Annotated in this window: 14 protein-coding genes and 5 pseudogenes; 7 read left to right on the forward strand and 12 right to left on the reverse strand. The window is 68.7% G+C overall.

All coding sequences use genetic code 11. The features are described 5' to 3' along the window. Nucleotides 1-218: 218 nt before the first annotated feature. On the forward strand, nt 219-716 hold the full coding sequence (locus ACFYX3_RS37500) for a hypothetical protein (RefSeq protein ID WP_389023736.1): 498 nt from the start codon (nt 219-221) through the stop codon (nt 714-716). Nucleotides 717-2,028: 1,312 nt separating this feature from the next. Then, entirely contained in the window at nt 2,029-2,457 is a 429-nt protein-coding gene (locus ACFYX3_RS37505; protein WP_389023738.1) for a hypothetical protein, read from the forward strand. A gap of 197 nt (nt 2,458-2,654) precedes the next feature. Here the strand turns inward: ACFYX3_RS37505 and ACFYX3_RS37510 are convergent. Continuing rightward, a pseudogene (locus ACFYX3_RS37510) lies at nt 2,655-3,162 on the reverse strand (response regulator transcription factor). Further along, nucleotides 3,150-4,397, reverse strand: coding sequence for a histidine kinase (locus ACFYX3_RS37515; protein ID WP_389023741.1), 1,248 nt, complete (start codon nt 4,395-4,397; stop codon nt 3,150-3,152). The pseudogene ACFYX3_RS37510 and the gene ACFYX3_RS37515 overlap by 13 nt, the downstream one beginning before the upstream one ends. A 186-nt stretch (nt 4,398-4,583) precedes the next feature. Here ACFYX3_RS37515 and ACFYX3_RS37520 point away from each other — a divergent pair, with 186 nt between their 5' ends. The 4 genes and pseudogenes from ACFYX3_RS37520 to ACFYX3_RS37535 all read left to right on the forward strand — a co-directional run bounded on the left by ACFYX3_RS37520 (nt 4,584) and on the right by ACFYX3_RS37535 (nt 7,977). Beyond that, on the forward strand, nt 4,584-5,024 hold the full coding sequence (locus ACFYX3_RS37520; RefSeq protein WP_389023743.1) for a hypothetical protein: 441 nt from the start codon (nt 4,584-4,586) through the stop codon (nt 5,022-5,024). 57 nt (nt 5,025-5,081) lie between these two features. After that, nucleotides 5,082-6,383, forward strand: a pseudogene (locus tag ACFYX3_RS37525) (IS701 family transposase). A 109-nt stretch (nt 6,384-6,492) separates the two neighbouring features. Then, nucleotides 6,493-6,633 (forward strand): annotated as a pseudogene (locus tag ACFYX3_RS37530) (IS110 family transposase); the annotation flags it as partial. Nucleotides 6,634-6,702: 69 nt separating this feature from the next. Then, nucleotides 6,703-7,977 (forward strand): annotated as a pseudogene (locus ACFYX3_RS37535) (IS630 family transposase). Nucleotides 7,978-8,047: 70 nt separating this feature from the next. On the opposite strand, the gene ACFYX3_RS37540 reads toward ACFYX3_RS37535, so the two are convergent. The 3 genes from ACFYX3_RS37540 to ACFYX3_RS37550 form a co-directional block, all read right to left on the reverse strand. Beyond that, a complete protein-coding gene (locus tag ACFYX3_RS37540; protein WP_389023747.1) occupies nt 8,048-8,479 on the reverse strand; it encodes a hypothetical protein in 432 nt (143 codons plus the stop codon). Nucleotides 8,480-8,886: 407 nt separating this feature from the next. Next, entirely contained in the window at nt 8,887-9,498 is a 612-nt protein-coding gene (locus tag ACFYX3_RS37545) for a hypothetical protein (protein WP_389023750.1), read from the reverse strand. 383 nt (nt 9,499-9,881) lie between these two features. Beyond that, nucleotides 9,882-10,178, reverse strand: a complete 297-nt coding sequence (locus tag ACFYX3_RS37550) for a hypothetical protein (RefSeq protein ID WP_376593310.1) — start codon at nt 10,176-10,178, stop codon at nt 9,882-9,884. A 184-nt stretch (nt 10,179-10,362) separates the two neighbouring features. Here ACFYX3_RS37550 and ACFYX3_RS37555 point away from each other — a divergent pair. Then, nucleotides 10,363-10,548: pseudogene (locus tag ACFYX3_RS37555) on the forward strand (diadenosine tetraphosphate hydrolase); the annotation flags it as partial. Here ACFYX3_RS37555 and ACFYX3_RS37560 read toward each other — a convergent pair. The 7 genes from ACFYX3_RS37560 to ACFYX3_RS37590 all read right to left on the reverse strand — a co-directional run bounded on the left by ACFYX3_RS37560 (nt 10,543) and on the right by ACFYX3_RS37590 (nt 18,922). After that, nucleotides 10,543-11,526, reverse strand: coding sequence for an ROK family protein (locus tag ACFYX3_RS37560; protein ID WP_389023753.1), 984 nt, complete (start codon nt 11,524-11,526; stop codon nt 10,543-10,545). The pseudogene ACFYX3_RS37555 and the gene ACFYX3_RS37560 overlap by 6 nt on opposite strands. A gap of 102 nt (nt 11,527-11,628) precedes the next feature. Beyond that, complete coding sequence (locus ACFYX3_RS37565; protein ID WP_389023756.1) at nt 11,629-12,480, reverse strand: heparin lyase I family protein; 852 nt, start codon at nt 12,478-12,480, stop codon at nt 11,629-11,631. 2 nt (nt 12,481-12,482) lie between these two features. After that, nucleotides 12,483-14,504: a PQQ-binding-like beta-propeller repeat protein gene (locus tag ACFYX3_RS37570; protein WP_389023759.1), complete on the reverse strand. Its 2,022-nt coding sequence runs from the start codon at nt 14,502-14,504 to the stop codon at nt 12,483-12,485. A 128-nt stretch (nt 14,505-14,632) separates the two neighbouring features. Then, on the reverse strand, nt 14,633-15,646 hold the full coding sequence (locus ACFYX3_RS37575) for a hydroxyacid dehydrogenase (protein ID WP_389023762.1): 1,014 nt from the start codon (nt 15,644-15,646) through the stop codon (nt 14,633-14,635). A gap of 24 nt (nt 15,647-15,670) precedes the next feature. Continuing rightward, nucleotides 15,671-16,525 carry a carbohydrate ABC transporter permease gene (locus ACFYX3_RS37580; RefSeq protein ID WP_382663362.1) on the reverse strand — a complete coding sequence of 285 codons (855 nt, stop codon included), beginning with the start codon at nt 16,523-16,525 and terminating at the stop codon, nt 15,671-15,673. A gap of 92 nt (nt 16,526-16,617) precedes the next feature. Next, a complete protein-coding gene (locus ACFYX3_RS37585; RefSeq protein ID WP_389023766.1) occupies nt 16,618-17,514 on the reverse strand; it encodes a carbohydrate ABC transporter permease in 897 nt (298 codons plus the stop codon). A 100-nt stretch (nt 17,515-17,614) separates the two neighbouring features. Beyond that, nucleotides 17,615-18,922, reverse strand: a complete 1,308-nt coding sequence (locus ACFYX3_RS37590; protein WP_389023769.1) for an ABC transporter substrate-binding protein — start codon at nt 18,920-18,922, stop codon at nt 17,615-17,617. Nucleotides 18,923-18,926: the final 4 nt, after the last annotated feature.

Genomic DNA, 18,926 nt, shown 5'->3' on the forward strand with positions numbered 1-18,926 from the left:
CGTGCATGGATGCGTGAGCGCTGGCGGGTGCCGAGGCTAGCGGCGCGGGGCCTCCGGGCGGCACGGTGTGCGGGCCGGGAGGGTGTCACCGCTTCCGGCGTCCCGACCGCTCCCGCCGCGGTACGTCCGCGTGCCGCCGTTCCGGTGCGGGGGACGACTTCATCTCCGCACCTCACCCGAACGGGTGAGGTGGCGTGTTGACGAAAGGACACACAGTCATGCGCAAGTGGACCGGCCCCACCCTCCTCGCCGCCGCGGTCGCCGCCCCACTCCTCGTGGTCGCGCCATCCGCCGACGCGGCCCCCGCCAAGTACACCCACTCGGCCGCCTCCCAGCAGTTCCGCGCGGCGGGTGTCTCCTGGACGTCGAGCAAGAACTGTTCGGACTGGAACCGGAAGGGCTGTACGTCCTTCACGAACATCAACCGGGCGACCGTCGCCGGGGCCATCGCCTTCAAGAAGGCCAGCCGCTGCACAGTGGTCATCACCGGCGGCACCGAGGTCGGTCACAGCACCCGGGGCACGTACACCCACCGCAGCGGCTACAAGGTCGACATGTCGGTACGGACGTCCTGCCTCGACACGTACATCACGAAGCACTACAAGAAGGCCGGCACGCGCGGCGACGGGGCCCGGCTCTACAAGTCCCCGAACGGCAACGTGTACGCCCGCGAGAAGCACCACTGGGACATCACGTACTACAACGGCAAGGTCTGACCAGCCGCTACCGGGGCTGGGACCGGACCGGTCCCAGCCCCGGCCGTAGGACGACGCCCATCCGGTGCGCGTAGTTGACCGCTCGTGCACAACAAAACCGAACCTCGACCGGCCGAACCTGCCGAGTCCGCCCCGATCGTCCCTGGTGTGGCAGGAACGGATCGAGAGGTTCGGATCGAGAGGTCCGGATCGAGCGAGGACCGCTCATCGGACCGAAGTCCATCGCCGCCACCTCCGAGCGGACCCAGGCCATCAAGAAGGGCAAGGGCGCAACCTTCTACGCACCACAGACCGGCGGTGCCCAGGTCTCTGAGCCGGGTTGGTACACCGACACGGTGACCGGCCAGATCACCGCCCCGGTCCCGGGGAGCATCGAGGATCCCGAACCCGACGGGCCCGTGAGGGCAGAACGCGCGGGGACCGGCCGGGCGGCCTGCGGATCACCGACGACTCCGCAGGAGTCGCCTTCCTGCCCGGCTGCTGCGATGGACTGGAAGACTGGCGCAACTGGTACCAGCTCGTCGACGGCGGCAGCCTGCTCGGATTCGGCCACGCTGCCTCGTCACCGGTTGCGGAGCGCTTCGGCGACACAGTCCAGCTCACTCTCAATGCCGACCAGAGCGACAATCCGGTGGTCGAACTGTCCATCACCGAGCTCCGCAACCTGCTCACCAGTGCCGAACAGGACCTGGCCGCCTTCCTGGCGCGGGCAGCCGACTGGGCCTCCAGACACCTGCATGCCCCTGCACTCCCATCACCGCCGCCCTCACCCGCGTCCTCGCCCCCCACGCCCATCACACCAACACAGCCATAGGACGGCAGCCCTGACTTCGCCAGCCAAGAAAGCAGAACCTTGGACCGCAAGGGGCACGCGAAGTGACGAGCACGTTCACGTGTATCTGGCTGAGCACTCCGACGCGCACGCCGACGAGGCCGCCCCCGCAGGAGCGGGGAGCAGAGACTCGCGGCGAGGAGCCGCGTCTGCGGGGAGCAGACAGTAGAGGCGGGGGTGGCTCTGTGGTGCACGAAGTGTGTGTAGAAGTTCGTGCAGCTCAGCGTAGTCCGTGCAACTTCTGTGGCGCCCTCGCCGGGTCGAGGGGCGCCGAGGGTGGTGTGGACTCTGGCCGGGGTCCGGATGCGTCCTGGGATGTCGCGGGGAGCAAGGCCCCCATGGGTTCGGCTGGGCGACCCGCGTAAGGTGCGTCAGACGAGGATGGAAGATCTTGAACTTCAGTGTGCCTGGTCCAGAAGCGGACTGGCTGGACGCACCTGTCTCTCGAGCGCGAATCCGAACCCTGCGTGGCAGACAAGCATGTGGTGGTACGTCTCGGGCCTGTTTCGCGTGGTGGCAGGCCTTGCGCCGTCGCTGGACTCCGTGGCGGGTCGGCTGAAGCTGACGACCGAGCGGAGCTGGGAGGAACCGTGCTCCGTGGATGTTGCGATGGTCCAGATCCGTGACGCGCACTTTGCCCTCCACCGCATGGAGGACAGTCCGATGACGGACACCATCGTGTCCGTCATCAACGAAACGGAGGACGACGAGGCAGCAATCGCCATCCTGCTCGCCGCCTTGGGCGTAGGACGTGAGGTGATGACGTTCAGGGGAGATCCGCGAAGCGGCGAGGTCGAGTGGCTGCCCGCAGCACGTCCCCTGAAGTGGCCTGCACAGAGCCAGGCCTCACAAGGTGATCTCCCTCCCCACAGCCTGGAGCGCAGTACACGGATATTTTCATCGGCATAGTTCGAATCTCAGCCCTGCTGTTTGAGAGCGCGGATCAGATCACGGTTGGCGACTCGGGCAGCGTCGAGTTCGACCTGCCGGAAAACGCAAACACCGAAGGTCATCCCCCTGGATGCGGGACCGCATACGAGGAACCACCCCGCAGGAACGGGGAGCAGTTAGTACTCCAGCCGTAGATCGTGATCCGGATGGGAAGGTCAGGCCCGGGACGCTCCGAGGAACCGCAGCACGGCCAGGACGCGGCGGTGGTCCGCGTCGACCACTGGCAGGTCAAGCTTGGCGAAGATGTTGTTACTGGGCGACGACCTGCGGGTCCAGGGCCGTGCCCCCGTCCGCCATTCGCCGGACCGCCTCCACGAAGTCGGCGACATCGGCAACCCGCTGCTTGAGCAGGTAGCCCACACCGCTGGTGTTCGCAGACAGCAGGTCAGCCGCGTACCGCTCCTCCACGTACTGCGAAAGCAGCACCACCGGCGTCCCCGGCCAGCGCCGACGGATCTCCATCGCCGCCCGCACTCCCTCGTCGGTGAAGCCGGGCGGCATCCGGACGTCGGTCAAGGCAAGTTCGAGCCGGTGCTCCGCCACTGCCGCCAACAGCCCCTCCGCGTCGCCGGCTTCTGCGGCGACCTGGAACCCGCCCATCTCCAGCACCTTGATCAGGCCGACCCGCAACAACACCGAATCCTCGGCGATCACCGCGCGCACGGCAGCTCCGCGGTGATGGTGGTGGGCCCGCCAACGGGGCTGCTGACGTGGAAGGCCCCGTCGAGGGAGCCGACCCGCTTGGCCAGCCCGGTCAGCCCCGTGCCGGCGGCAGCGTCGGCACCGCCCAGCCCGTCGTCGGTGACGCGTACTCGCAGCACCTCGCCGACCTGACGGACTATCACCTCTGCACGCATCGCGTTGGCGTGCTTCGTCACATTGGTCAGCGCCTCAGAGATCACGAAGTACGCGACCGACTCCACGTTGGGCGCCACCCGCGCCTCCAGATCGACCCGCAGCCGCACCGGCAGGGGCGTGCGGGCAGCCAGCCCGGACAACGCCGCGTCCAGACCTCGGTCTTCGAGCACGGCCGGGTGCAGCCCCCGCACCAGGTCATTGAGTTCGGAGATCGCCTCCTTCGCCTCCAGGTGCGCTCTCGCGATCACCTCGCGGGCATCACTCGGCAGGTCCGGGCGGGTGGCAATGGCCAGACCCAGGTTGACCGCGAGAGACACCAACCGCTGCTGGGTGCCGTCGTGCAGGTCGCGCTCGATCCGGCGGCGCTCCGCGTCGACGGCCTCGATCAAGTCGGTCCGGCTCACGGCCAGCTGATCGACCCGCTCCTGGAGCCGCTGCGCCCGGCTGGGCCCGAGCAGGCCCAACGCCAGTCGCGCCTCGGTCCGGGCCACTGCCCGCACGGTCCAGGGCAGGGCGCACAGGAGGAGGAGTCCAGCCGCTGTGTAAGCCGGCAGCTGGGTCAGGTAGCCGAACCAGTCCTGGCGGATTCCGGTTGGCAGCGCCCATGACCAGGCGTAGGCGATGACGCCCGCCAGGCACGCCGCTGCCACCGCGAGCACCAGCAGCTCCAGCAGCGCGAGCAGCGGGCCCAGCAGGAGGTGGTAGCCGATCTTGCGCCAAGGCCGCGTCGCCGCGAGCCACCGGGCGGTCGAGGCCCACGTCCGTTGTTCCGGCGCGGTGGGGGTGAACCGGGGGACGTCCACACCGATGAGCACCCGGTAGCGAGCCCGCTGAACGGCCGTCAGCACCGGGGTGCCGAGCAGGACCAGGGCGGCCGACATGGAAACCGTAAGGAGCCAGTTCCCCGTCCTGGCGGTAGTCGCCGCCGCCCAGGCCCACACGGGCACCAGCGCCAGGTGCGGCAGCACACCAGCGGCAAGAAAGCCGGTGTCCCGCTGCGCCCGGAGGACCGTGCGTCTCAGTCCGGCTGGAATCGTCATGGCACGACGCTAGGGCACCGCAGGAGGACGGTGCCATGAAATCTGTACCCGATCTCATGGTGAACCTAGTACCAGCCGCAGATCTTGATCTTGGCCTGTGGGCGGACAGCATCTCGGGTCGGCAGGTCGGCTTCTGCTGGCCGCCGGCAGGTAGACCGGGCCCGGTGGAACAGGCACTATGCCCCGGTGCGCATCGTCATCAAGTTCTTCGTGACACCGGACGCCGAAGCTGCCGCTGCTGTCGCGGAGGGTGGTCCCGACGGGGTCTTCGAGTCCCTGACCTTCGGCGACTTCGATGTCGAGGAGGCTCTGATCGAGTGGGAGGGCATCTTCACCGGTCGGAGCTTTGAGGAAGTCCTTGACGACGATGTTCCCGAGACCGTTGTCGACCCGGACGACGGCGAGGGTCCACTCGTCCTCGCCGTCTCCGGCACCCTTCGAGATGCCCTGTGCACTGCCGTCGAGCACCGGCTCGCTGAAGTCAGCCGGCTGTGGGTGGCCGAGCGGGCGGCAGACGGCGAGGTCTTCGACCCCGAGATCGCCGTGTGGGTCCTGAGCGGCTTGGCCGACCTGGCCCGTGCCGTCGTCCGCGAGGGAGACGAGAACCTGTACTGCTGGGTGGCGTAGAAAGGGCACGGCCACCGTTGATCATCGTCGGTTGTGTGGACGGACGAAGATCAGCCGATGGTCGTGGGCCACAGCGTAGACCCTGCCCGGTGGCAGCCGGTGTCCGACGGCTTGACGGCGAGGGTAGCGAGGCGGTTCGCCCGGGTCGAGCCGCGTCGCAGGGCACGGGCCTTCGTGCTGGGCCTGCTGGCAGAGTTGCTACGGAAGAACTGTTGGACGATCGCGGAGCATGCCGGTGACAGCAGTCCGGCCGGTATGCAGCACCTGCTCAGCCGCACGTCCTGGGACGCCGGCTGAGTCCGCGACGACATACGGGACTTCGTGGTCGAGGACCTCGGCAACCAGGACGCCGTCCTGGTGGTGGACGAGACCGGTGACCTGAAGAAGGGCACCGCGAGCGTCGGGGTGCAACGTCAGTACACCGGGACCGCGGTGCGAATCGAAAACGCCCAGGTCGCCGTCTACCTCGTCTCCTCCACCCCGGTCGGGCACGCTGCCATCGACCGGCGCCTCTACATCCCACACTCCTGGACTCAGGACCCCGACCGGTGCCGGGCCGCAGGCATCCCGGACCACACGGGGTTCGCCACCAAGCCCGCTCTGGCCACCGAGATGATCACCCAGGCCCTGGACGCCGGCGTCACGGCCTCATGGGTCACCGGCGACGAGGTCTACGGCGGCGACCCCCACCCGAGCGCCGAACTGGAGCGCCGTCAGGTCGGCCACGTCCTCGCCGTCTCACGCAAGCGACCGATCCCGACCCGCGCGGGCGTCTTCACGGCCGGCATGCTGGCCCACTGCCTCCCGAAGACTGCATGGCAGCGACTCTCAGCCGGAGACGGCGCCAAAGGTCACCGCTTCTACGACTGGGCCCGAGTAGAGATCGACAGCCCGGCGAGCAGCACGGGTCACCGGTCGTTGCTCATTCGACACAACCGGCGCACCGGCGAACTCGGCTTCTACCGTTGCTACTCGGCTGGACCCGTTCCTTTGAGCGCCCTGGTCAGGGTGGCCGGGCACCACTGGACGGTGGAGGAGACCTTCCAGTCCGCGAAGAGCCTGACCGGCCTGGACGAGCACCAGGTCCGCCGCTGGACCTCCTGGCATCGCTGGACCACGCTGGCCATGCTCGCGCACGCATTCCTCGTGGTCACGGCCGCCATCGAACGGACCACCGTGACCACGCCGCCAGGGGTCGCCCCGCTGACCTGCGGCGAGGTCCAACGTCTCTTCACCGCCTTCGCCGCACCGTAACCACGCGGCCTGGCGCACTGGCTCAGTTGGTCATGCTGGCGCCGACGACACCAGGCCCGTGCACGGAGCAGCCACTACCAACGCCAGGCCCTCCAACAGTCGTGATCAAGATCTACAGCTGGAGTATTAGGGAATGGATGTATGGGAAGCCCCACACACACTCACCACAGCCGCCGGCAATCATGCGCCACACCCGCCCAGGCAGACAGAGGCCAGGAAGATCGCCCAGAGCAAGCACCACACCCAGGCCCTGCTCTGCCTCGCCAGACGCCGGGCCGACGTCCTCTTCGCCATGCTCCGCGACGGAACCTTCCACGAACCGCAGCCCGTTCGGGCTGTCGCTCAGCAGACCTAGTGTGATGCGCCAGAAATTCTGATGGTTAGTAAGTACCCTGTTGTCATGTCGCATTCCGGGCCTTCTGCTGTGGCGATCACGTTGTCCGAGGCCGAGCGCGCCGAGTTGGTGCGCCGGACGAAAATGCCGCACCGACGCTCGGCCGAGAAGGCCTGCATCATCCTGGCGTGTGCTGACGGCATGCCAAATGCGGGTGTCGCACGGCCCGTCGGGGTACAGGCCGAGACGGTTGGCAAGTGGCGTCGGGCATTCGCCGCAGAGCGGATGGCCGGGCTTGAGGACGCCGGCTGGATTGGCCGGCCGAAGGCCGACCTGATCCTCGACGATGCTGAGCGCAGGCAGCTGCAGCAGTGGGCGCGGCAGGCCAAGACCGCTCAGTTCCTCGCGTTGCGGGCCAAGATCGTGCTGCGCTGCGCGGAGGGCGGGACGAACCAGCAGGCCGCGGCTGGCCTTGGCATCGACAGGTCGACCGTGGACCGCTGGCGGGCCCGGTTCATCGCAAAACGCCTTGACGGTCTGCATGACGAGCCGCGCTCGGGCCGGCCTCCTTCGATCCTCCTCGACCAGGTCGAGGAGGTCGTCGTGGCAACCCTGGAGTCGGTCCCGGGCCAGGACACGCACTGGTCACGGGCCTCGATGGCCCAACGCACTGGCCTGTCGAAGTCGGCGATCGGGCGAATCTGAAAGCGGTTCGACCTCAAGCCCCACCTGCAGGACTCCTTCAAGCTGTCCACGGATCCGCAGTTCGTCGCCAAGGTCGTCGACGTTGTCGGCCTGTAGCACCACCCGCCCGAGAAGGCGGTCGTGCTCTGCGTGGACGAGAAGAGCCAGATCCAGGCGCTGGACCGGTCCCAGCCGGTGCTGCCGATGATGCCGGGCATGCCCGAACGCCGCATCCACGACTATCTGAGGCACGGCATCACCAGCCTGTTTGCCGCCTTCAACATCGCCGACGGCACCGTCATATCGGCACTGCACCGCCGCCACCGGGCGATCGAGTTCAAGAAGTTCCTGATCCAGATCGACAAGGCGGTGCCCGCCGGGCTCGACGTTCACCTCGTCTGTGACAACTACGCCACCCACAACACCGCCGAGATCAGGACGTGGCTCGGCAAACACCCCCGATTCCGCGTCCATTTCACTCCCACCGGCTCCTCTTGGATGAACCAGGTGGAGCGGTGGTTCGGCCTGCTGACCGACAAGCTCATCCGCCGAGGCGTCCACACCTCCGTGAAGGCACTGGAGGACGACATCACTGCGTGGATCGACACCTGGAACGAGAACCCGCGACCCTTCACCTGGACCAAGACGGCCGACGAGATCCTCAACTCCCTCGCCGACTAACTCACCAAGGTCGGAACCACCGGTCAGAAAACAGAGCAGAACTAACCATCAGAATTTCTGGCGCATCACACTAGACCATGGTCAGGAGGTGATTCGTCGGTGCGTAGTCGATCTTCCAGTCGGCATAGACCCCGCAGAACCCATCCTTGATACACCGCAGCCCCACGGTCACCCAGCGGACGGATCCGTCGGTGCCGAGCGAGAACGCGACCGCGGCCTCGAACTCCTCGCTCCCGCACGGGCAGCCGGCCGCACCGGGCTCGTCGTCCTCCCAGGACTCCTCGTTCCAGTACTCCTCGCTGTCCGCGATGAACGCACGGCTGCCGCAGCCAGAACACTCCCGTTCCGCGCCGGACGCGTTGACCAACACGAAGAACACACGCCCGCCGCACCCCTCACAGGCGGAAGGAGCGATCTTCACCACGCGGCCGTCGACCGCTTCCCGCAGGAACACCGCGAGCTCCGCGGGGACGCCCTCGCCAACCTGATCATCAGCATGCACCTACACATCGTTCCAGACGCCCCGAACCCACACCCGACCAGCTTGACCAAAGACATGGACGGCTCGGGCGTATCAAGAGGCCACCGCGGAGCGGGCTCGTACCACCACTCCAACGAGTGAACAAGGCGATCGGTGGTGACAGCCACAGGAGACCGGGCGCTGCCGCCCTATGTGCAGACATCCGCTGCCTGGGGCACCCATCCGGCACTCACGAGCCGTCACCACCAGGCCAGGGCCGGAGCAGGAGTAACGGACCTCGCCACTCGAACACCACCGTGAAGCCACTCTGCACCACTGCGGTCCTCAAGAAGGAATTAGGGGTCCCCGCTGGCCGAGCCCCGGCGCCGTACGCTACGGCCGCGGCATCGCCAGCAGCACTGGCGCGCCCTCGTCCAAGACGGTTTCTCCTACGTGGTGAGGCGGACGCGTCGTTTGTAGCAGCACAGGTAAACGGCGATGCCGAGAAAGGCGATGCAGTTGCGGGTCCGCCATCTCCTCGTCGTTGACCTCGTAGGTGCTGGTTGCGCTCTGGTCTCCCCCGCGTGCGACCGGATCGTCAGATCTCTGGGCCCCGAGGCATCCTGTTCCTGGGAGCGATACTCCGCCAGGGCGTTGTGGCATTTGGCTACGTCCTCCGTCAGGTGTGCCGGCTGCTGTGTCTGCCACTTGCCCGGCAGGTCGGTGAGCCCCGGCAGCATCCGCTCCGCCTCAGCAGCGCTCAGCGCCCGTACCCGATTGCCCTTCCCCTCATCGCTTCCTGGAGCATTGCCGACCAGCCGGGCCATGCCGTAGACGAGGAGGGCGGCCACCACGATGAGCGAGACCGCCAGGCCCAGCACCCCGGCGGTCGTGCCCGGCCTGTGGATCGTGATCGGTCCGAGCGAGATATGGCTCCCGCGCATCCTCGTGCCGTTGACCATCACGACGTTCACCATCTGGGCGTGATTCGTCGACACGTTCAGGTGCGCCGCCAGGACCTGCCGGAAAGCGGGACCCGCCCCCCAACTCCTCTCGGACACGCGTTCGGCTTCCTGCCGGCGTCTTCGTCACTGGGCGCGGCCTCCACTCCGGCCGGCGCCGCCCACCGCCGGCGTACTGCCGTGAGCGGAAACGGCGCCGGCTGGGCGGCGGCTTCGGCGACGGGTACAGCGCCGGGGCAGTCGTCCAAGGTGGGACGATGAGCGTGCTCCGACCCGGTGACACCACTGACGAAGTGATCCAGGTCATGGACACGGCCAAGCGGCAGGACTGCAGAAGGGCTTGCGTGCCCCGCGAGCATCCGTGCCGATGCCGAAGGCCGGTACTACGGTGCGGAGCCCGGGTGGCGGGCCGGTGTCGAGTGGATGCTGCTGTGGATCGAGAACACGGTCACCCAGATGAGGGAGGACGGCCGCGGCGGCCGTCAGGGTGTGTCGCCGGAGTAGTAGAAGCGGCAGCTGACGCCCGGCCCGGGTGTGCGGGGTTCGTCGGGGCGCGGGTCGTACAGCGCGCGCCCGCCGGGCCACCGCGACAGCTCAGTGGTCAGGGCGACGCCGTCGTCGACTTCCTCGGTCCGCCACCCGTGGATGTCCAGCAACAGGCCGTCCAGCGGACCGCCGACCAGTTCGGCGTAGGTCCGGTGCGCCAGAGGGCCGGGGTCGGGGTCGTCGTGGTCCGCGCCGTAGACGCGTCCGTTCAGCAACTGCTCATCGCCGTTCATCTGATCAGCGTTGCACCCGCCACTGACAACGACGCGCGCCGCAGACCCACGCATCCGCCCGTCGGCCCCTGGTGCGCCCGCGCCCGGTGCTGCGCCCCGGTCCTGGTGCGCCCCTTCTCTCCGGGCCTGCCGAGCTCAGGGAAGCGCGGCCGGTCGGTCCCCGCCGGCGTCGTGGATTCGGCTCATGACCGACGAATGGCGGAAGGACCGAATCAGGGCTGCCCTGAAAGGCGAGAACCCGACCGTACTGCGACGGCTGACAGCAGGGTTCGCGGTGATCGGGGACGTACAGTTCCTGCCGGGACACTCGGTTCTCCTCGCCGACGAACCGGAGGTGCAGCGGCTTTCCGACCTGCCGCGGCACTCACGCCGGCGGGAATGGTCGTCGTCCACGTTCTGTGACCCCGCGGCGGCTGTCGGACGGGGCCGCCGTGGCGAGCAGGTCCCGGGCGAGCAGCCCCGCACCCAGGCAGCCGGCGGCGTCCCCGAGGGCCGCCGGCACGATCGCGGGCACCTTCTGAAACGTGGCACGTTCTGCCACCGCCGCACGGAGGGGGGTGAACAGGGTGTCGCCGGCCTCGGCAAGGCCGCCTCCGATGATCAGCGTGTGGGGATCCAGGACCGTCAGCGCGGTGAGCAGGCCGTCGGCGAGGGCCTCGACCGCCGCCTGCCACACCCGGGACGCGGTCTCGTCGCCGGCCTCGACGGCCCGGGCGCAGCCGGCAGCGTCAGCAGTCGGGGCACCGCTCGCCAGGGCCCAGGCGCGACCGATCGCGGCAGCGGAGGCCAGAGCCTCCAGGCAGCCGCGCCCGCCGCACCCGCAGAGGGGGCCGCCGGGGCGTACGACGATGTGGCCGATCTCGCCGGCGCAGCCGTGGGCGCCGGCCTCGATGCCGTGGTCGAGGCCGATGGCTCCGGCGATGCCGGTGCCGAGCGACACGTACAGGAACCGGCCGGTGCCCCGGCCCGCCCCGACGCGGCCCTCGGCAAGACCACCGGTGCGCACGTCGTGCCCGAGTGCGACGGGGATTCCCCCGAGCCTGCCGCTCAGCAAGTCCCGCAAGGGGACGTCTCGCCAGCCGAGGTTGGCGGCATACGTGGCGATGCCGCGTTCGGAGTCCACGATGCCGGGCACGACGACGCCTGCGGCCTCCGTCGCCGTGCCGAAGTGCCTCTGTCCGTAAGCCTGCAGCTCCTGCGCGAAGCCGAGAATCGTCTCCACGACTGCATCGGGCCCGCGCTCGCGCCGGGTGGCACGCCGCGCCTCGTGCAACAGCACCCCGTCCATGCCGACAAGCGCTGCCTTCATTCCGGTGCCGCCCACGTCGAGGGCGATGACATGTCTCACGGGAACACTCTCGCTGGGGGTACTTCCTGCCGTGTCGTACCGCGGCTCTGCGTTTGCGGAGGCGAGGCTCCGGCCTGTGGAGGAGCCTCGCCCCACGGGCTGTCATCTCTGGGAGACGTCCAGGACGCGGATGTCGTCGTGGTGGACGATGCGGGTCGGTACGTCTCCCTTCTCCAGTGTCTGGCCGGGGCGGTAGAGACCCCACTTGAGATAGCCGAAGTCCGCCGGATTCACGGGGTGGAAGGTCTTCACGTTCTCGTACGTCTGCCGCAGCGTGAACTGCGATTCACCGGGCATCCGGGTGGACACCTTGTAGTAGCCGGTGCTGTCGTCCGTCCAGTGCACGTCCACGCGGAAGTGCATCCACCCGTTGATGTACGGGCGGAAGTCGGCGACCACGGTGGACTGGAGGTCGAGGATCGGCGACCGGAAGGCGATGCTGTTCCGCTTGGTCATCAGGTAGAAGGAGGGCTGGTTCCCGCCGGCGTGCTTCCCCTGGAAGATGATGTCGCCGCTCTCCGAGTCCCCGGACCGGAAGGGCTTCCAGTCCTTCAGCAGCACGCTGAACTCGTACCTCTGCTCGTCGCCCACGACGAACTTCCCCTCGTGGACGTCGTTCGTGGCGCTCTCGCTGCGGGGGGCTCCGTCGGAGACGTACGCGGGATCGCCCAGGGTGACCTTGTGGGCGACGGCGTGGTCCGCCCCGGATGCGACGACGTACGACGCGTCGTCGGCCGTGGCGTGCGTCGTGGTCAGTTCCGGGATACCGGAATTCAGCTCGCCGTTCTTGTAGTCGATGGTCAGCAGGGCCGAAGGGCCGCTGTCATCGTCGCACGAACCCAAGACGGACCGGTTCTCGCCGTTCTGCCCCGCCTGTGCGGTGGTCAGGCCCGCCGCGGTGAGCGTGCCCGCGAGCGCCGCGGCCATGAGGGACCGCCTCGTCGACTTCTCCATGATCAGATCACCGGCCTGTCTTCGATGCGGACGAGGTTGTGGCCGCGCATCGTGTACAGACGGCCGCGGTGGTCGGCGTTGACGTGCGGACCGCTGTACCAGGCGCCGTTGATCTCGGCCACCACGGTGCTGACGGCGAAGGTCCTGGGGTCGAAGCGGAAGAGGGTGGTGTCGGAGACGCCGTAGACGACGCCCCGGCTGGTGACCATGGCTGCGAAGCCGGGGCAGACGGCGCGGTGGTCGGCGGTGTGGACCACCCGGCGGATCGTGAGGTCGACGACGAAGAAGCCGCCCTTTCTCGTGAGTCCGTACAGGTGTCGGCCGTGCACCGCCAGCGCGGCCGTTCCCGTGGTCAGGGAGGCGGGAAGATCGAGACGCCACAGCTCCCGTCCCGCGACCGGGTCGAAGGCGACGAGGGTGCCGCGCGGCCCCGTGGCGGTGGGGTTGTCGCCGCCGAGGTACGCGACGCCGTCCCGGGTGGCGACGGCACGCACCAGCTGGGTCCCGTCGACCGGGTTGATGTAGGCGGCCTTCTTGCCGGTCTTCGTGGAGTAGGTCCACAGGGAACCGCCACCCTCGGTGTCGGACTGCGCGCCGACCAGCAGAAGCTCGTTGACCGCGTCGTAGCAGACGTCGAGCGGGCGGTTCTGTTCGCTCGGGAAGGCCGCGAGCTGGTGGGGCTGCCCGTCCTTCAGGGGGTCGTACGTCCACATGCCCTGCGAGCTGTACTGGCCGGTGTAGAGCACCCCGTTCAGCACGTGGGCGTCCTTCGCCTCGCCCGGCGCCCGGAGGTTGACCACCTTGCCGGTGCGCAGATCGTGGCGGGCGATGCCGTTGTTGCCGCCGACGTAGACGTACCGGTGGTCGGCGGCGATCCCCATGGTGGCCTGGGGGCTGACGGGCGCGCCCGCCGGACCGAGTTCGGTGACGACGGACTTGCCGGCGACCAGGTCGATCTCGGCGACGAAGGCGTAACCCGAGACGGCGGTCAGGGTGCCGCCGGCGTAGTCCAGGCCCCAGATCTCGCCGAGGTCGCCGTCGAACGCGACGGGGGTGATGGCCTTGTCGGCCGTCGAGTAGGAGTGCAGACCGGCATCGGTGGCGAAGTAGATCGTGTCGCCGTTCGCGGTCAGGTTCTTGACGACCTTGCCGGTGGTCGGCGTCACGGTGTACGAGGAGAGGTCGGCGAGGTCCATCACGGCCAGCTTGGCGGGCTCGGTCGAGCCGGCTGTGCTGACGACGAGGCGGTCGCCGACGACGAGGAGTTCACGCAGGCTGGGGTCCTTCTCCATCTCCGGCGGGGTGACGTCGGTGAAGGTGGCCGACGCCCGGTCGTACGCGTACAGCGAGGCCTTGCTCGCCCCGTCCCCACCGGCCAGGGTGCTGCCGGCGCCGAAGAAGACGGTGGTGTCCGTGGCGGCGACGGTCCTGGCGAGGGTGGCCTTCGGGTCGGGGATGCCGAGCTTGGTCACCTTGCCGGTGGCGGGGTCGTACATCCACAGCGCGGGTGCCTTCCCCGGGATCCCGCCCACCGCGTACACGGTGCCGTCGGGGGCGACGGCGAGATCGCGGATGTCGCGGTCCTCGGTCCGGCCGACGGGCACGGCGGGCTCGTCCGGGGTGGACAGGTCCCAGCGGAAGAGGTTCGGCTTGCCCTCGTCGGCCTTGGTCAGGATGCCCGCGTACAGGTACCGGCCGGTGGGATCCGCGGCGAGCGCCTGGATCGAGTGTCCCGTGCCGAGGACGGTCTGGGACACCACCTTGCGGGTCGGCAGGTGGAAGGCGATCACCCGGGTCGGTTCGAGGTTGCGGGAGCCGATGCAGACGATGTCACCGACCTGGAGCGCGCTCATGAGCGCGAACTGCTCGATGCCGGGGCCGAGATCCGTGATGCGGGTGCAGGCCGGTCCGTTGGATGTGGCCTGCGCTGGTGCCGTGAGCAGCGGGGCAGCGGCGGCGGTGAGCCCGAGGGCACCACCTGCCATGAGCAGCTGACGCCTGCCCACCGGTCGAGAGTGCTGCATGGGGGGAGACTCCTTTGTTCGTCGTGCGGGGACACGGAGCGGGGAGGAGCAGATGCCGTAAGGGGGAAAGCACGGCGGAGGGGCCGGCCGGTTCCCCGATCGGCGTCGTCCGGGACCGGCCGGAGCGGTCAGGCCGACGTCGCGAGGGCGGCCTGCTGCACGGCGTGTGCGAACGGTTCTCCGGCGCAGTAGCGCTCGATCTCGTCGAGGGCGCTGCCGGTGATCCGGTGCAGTTCGCCGCCGAGCGAGCCGGCGATGTGGGGGGTGAGGAGGACGTTGGGCAGGGAGTAGAGCGGTGAGCCCGCGGGAAGCACCTCCGGTTCGGTGACGTCGACGACCGCGTGGATGCGGCCTCTGACGGCTTCGGCGGTGAGGGCCTCGGTGTCGACGAGGGAGCCACGGGCCGTGTTGATCAGCGTGGCGCCGTCACGCATCAGCGAGAGCCTGCGCGCGTCCATCAGGTGATGGGTCTCGGGCAGCGCGGGGGCGTGCAGGGAGACGACGTCCGAGGCGCCGACGAGCTCGTCCAGCTCCACCGGCCGGACGCCCATCGCCGCTGCCCGCAGCGTGCTGACGTGCGGGTCGGCGAGGAGGACGTCGAGGTCGTACGGCCGCAGCAGTTCGATCACCTTGCGCCCGACGAGTGACGCTCCGACCACCCCGACGGTCCGGCGGTAGTTGCCGAACCCGGGGAAGTGCCGGGACCAGTCGAGGGGAGAGCGGTGGTCGCGGTAGAGGCCGCCGATCTCCAGGACCCGCTTGTTGGCGAAGAGGATCGCTGCGACCGTGTACTCGGCGACGGGGACAGCGTTGGCCGCGGCGGCCGAGGAGACCGCGAGACCGCGGTCCCAGCAGGCCTGTGTCACGTGGTGCTTGACGCTGCCTGCGGCATGCACGATCGCCTTCAGAGCAGGTGCCCGTGCCAGGACCTCCTCGTCGAGGACGGGACAGCCCCAGGAGGTGATCAGGATCTCCACGTCCTCCAGGGCGGGTTCCTCGACGAGGTCCTCGGCGACGTGGTCCGGGTCGATGTCGACGTACGCCGTCAGCCGCTGGATCTCGGCGGGTGCGAACAACGTGTCCCGGTGATGGCGGCCCATGGCGAACAGTGCGCGAGGGCGGGTGGCCGAGGTCGGGCGCATGGATGGATTCCTCACGGTGGCGTCCTACTTGACGGCGCCGGCGGTCATGCCGGACTTCCAGAACCGCTGCAGCATCAGGAAGACGGCGATCAGCGGGGCCACGGCCACGAGCGAGCCGACGACGGCCAGCAGGTAGTCCTCGGGGTGGCCCTGGGTGAGCGCGGAGGAGTACCACACGTAGAGGCCGAGGTTGACCGGGTACAGGTCCTGGTCGGAGAGCATCACCAGGGGCAGGAAGAAGCTGTTCCAGATCTGGGTGAACTGGAAGAGGAAGATGGTGACGAAACCGGGCGCGATCATCGGGAAGGCGATGCGGCAGAAGGTCCGGAACTCGCCGGCACCGTCCATCCGTGCCGCTTCCAGGACCTCGTCCGGCACGTAGGACGCGCTGAAGACCCGGGCCAGGTACACACCGAACGGGAAGACGAGGCCGGGGACGAAGACGCCCCAGAACGTGTTCACCAGGCCGGCCTTGGCGGCGAGCAGGTACAGCGGGATCGCCATCGCCGTGCCGGGCACCATCACGCCCAGCAGCACGAGCGAGAACAGGCGCTCCTTGCCGGGGAACGCGAGCTTGTCGAACGCGTAGCCGGCGGCGACGCTGAACATCGCTGCCAGGAGGGCGCCCACACCGGCGTACAGCACCGTATTGATCAGCCAGCGCAGGTAGACGCCGCCGTCGGCCTGGAACAGGTGTCCGAGGTTGTCGGCGAGGTGGGTCTCGTCCCCGAGCGCGAAGCCGTTCGTGCCGAACAGGTCCGCGCGACTCTTGGTGGAGGACAGCAGCAGCCAGGTCAGCGGCAGCAGCGTGTAGAGGGTGGCGAGGCCCAGCATCGCCGTGACACCGGCTTTGGACAGCAGGACGGAGGGTGACTTCACGCGGCCCTCGCGTCCGTGAGGCGTCGGCCGGCGACCGGGTGGCGGCGGTGTCACGGGTGCGGGGGCCGGAGCGTGGAGTGCGGAGGTCTTGGTCACGACTTGCTCCCCCGGCGCGAGATGCGGGTGACGACGAACGACAGCACGGCGGCGAACAGGGCGATCAGCAAGGACGCGGCTGCGGCCAGGCCGAAGTCGTTGTTCTGGAAGGCGGCCGTCTGGACGTACATGTTGGGGGTCCAGCTGCTGCCGATCGCGCTGGAGGCGTTGTAGATGACCTTCGGCTCGGTGAACAGCTGGATCGACCCGATGACGGTGAACAGGACGGCGAGGGCCACCGCCGGATAGATCATCGGGAGTTTGACGGACAGCGCCGTCCTCACGGCTCCCGCGCCGTCGACCTTCGCCGCGTCGAGCGTCTCGCGGGGCACGGCTTGGAGGGCGGCGTAGAAGATGACCATGTTGTAGCCGGTCCATTCCCAGACGGCGATGTTGGCCGCGGAGAACACGGCGTTGTCGACCGACAGGAAGTCGATGCCGATGCCGCCGGATTCCAGGAGGTCGATCACGGGGCTCAGGCCGGGGGTGTAGAGGTACACCCAGATCAGTGCGGCGATCAGTCCCGGCACCGCGTGTGGGAGGAACAGCGCCAGCTGGAAGAAGGACCGGGCCTTGGCCAGCCCGGAGTCGAGGAGCAGGGCCAGGACCAGCGCGCCCCCGATCATCACGGGGATGTAGATCGCGCAGTACGCGGCGATGACGAGGAAGCCCTCGCGGAACGCCTCGTCGGACAGGGCGCGGGCGTAGTTTCCGAGGCCGGAGAAGACGCTTACGGTTCCGCCGAACCCGAGGCCGGAGGTGCGGGTGGTGAACAGGCTCAGCCAGGCGGCGTACAGCAGCGGGGCGAGGGTGACGGCCGCGAACAGGCCGAAGAACGGTGTGAGGAGCAGTGCGGCGGTCCGGCGCTGTCCTCGGGCGGATGGGCTTGCCATACCGGCCTTCCTTGGGTGGGGCGGGGAGAGCGGGTGCTGAGGGTCCGGGGCCGGCCCGCCGTTCGGGCGGGGCCGGTCCCCCGGTCCGGGCTCCGGACTTCTACGGGGCGGTGACGGTCAGGCCGCGCTGCTTCATCTGTGCGACCGTGGCCTGCTCGGCGGTGGAGAGGGCACCAGGCAGGTCCACCGAGCCGTCGGCGACCTTCGGAAGCTGGTCCACGATGGCGGTGTTGGTGGCGCCCATGACCGGGCCCCACGTCCAGCCGGGCGGGATGGCGTCGTAGGACCGGGACATGAGGGCGTAGATGTCCTGTCCGCCGTAGTAGTCCGTCCTGAAGGCCGCCTTCGTCACCGGCACCAGCCCCGGATCGGCGGGGAACATGCTGCTGGTGCCGGAGGACACCCATGCCTTCATGCCTTCGGGGTCGGTGGTGATCCACCTGATGAACTCGGCGGCGGCGCCGCTGTTGTCGGACCCCTTCGGGATCACGAAGGACGAGCCTCCGTACATGCCCGAGGCCGGCTTTCCGTCCCACGTGGGGACGGGGGCCACGGCCCACTTGCCCTTCTGGTCGGGCACGGTCGCCTGGTGTGCTCCGGCGCACCAGCTGGCGCAGACGTAGGCGACGGTCTGGCCCTTCTGGACGCTCGTCCAGAACGGGTCCAGCTGGCTCAGCGAGCGGATGAGGTCCTTGTGGGCGAGGTCGCCCCAGTAGGCGGCGACCTTCTTCGACGGGCCGTCGTCGACGGTGACCTTCCAGGAGTCCTTCTCGGTCGAGAACCACCGGCCGCCGGCCTGCCAGGAGAGTGCCTCCAGGACCCCGGGATTGTCGGTGTACAGGACACCGCCGCGGGCGGCGGGGTCGGCCTTCTTCACCTGCTCGGTCATGTTCCGGTACGCGTCCCACGTCGTGGGGACTTCGATCTTGTGCCGGGTGAAGAAGTCCTTGCGGTACATCATCATCAGGGGCGCCGCGTCACGCGGGACGCCCCAGGTCCTGCCGCCGAGGTCGACCAGCTGCCGCGTCGCCTCGGGGAACCGCTCCTTCACCACCGGGCCGAGCGTGGAGCTCAGGTCCTCGACCTTTCCCTGGGCCGCGAACTCCGGCAGGTTCGGGTACTCGACCACCGCGACGTCGGGCGCGGTGCCGGCCTTCACGGCGTTGGTGAGCTTGGAGTAGTACTCCTGGCCCGACGGGACCGTCTCGAAGGTCACCTTGATGTCCGGGTGGCTGCGGTTGAAGGCCGCAGCCACCTTGTCGGACCCCTTGACGAAGGACCAGAAGGTGACCTCCCCGGTCTTCTTCACCGCGGGTGGAGCCCCCTGGCCCGTCTCTCCGCAGGCGGTGGCGAGCAGGGCGAGAGCTGTGACGGAGCAGGCCAGGACGGCCGTGGTTCTGCGAAGCATGATG

The organism is Streptomyces sp. NPDC002463, from assembly GCF_042889835.1.
In the GTDB taxonomy this organism is placed as follows: Bacteria; Actinomycetota; Actinomycetes; order Streptomycetales; family Streptomycetaceae; genus Streptomyces; species Streptomyces nymphaeiformis.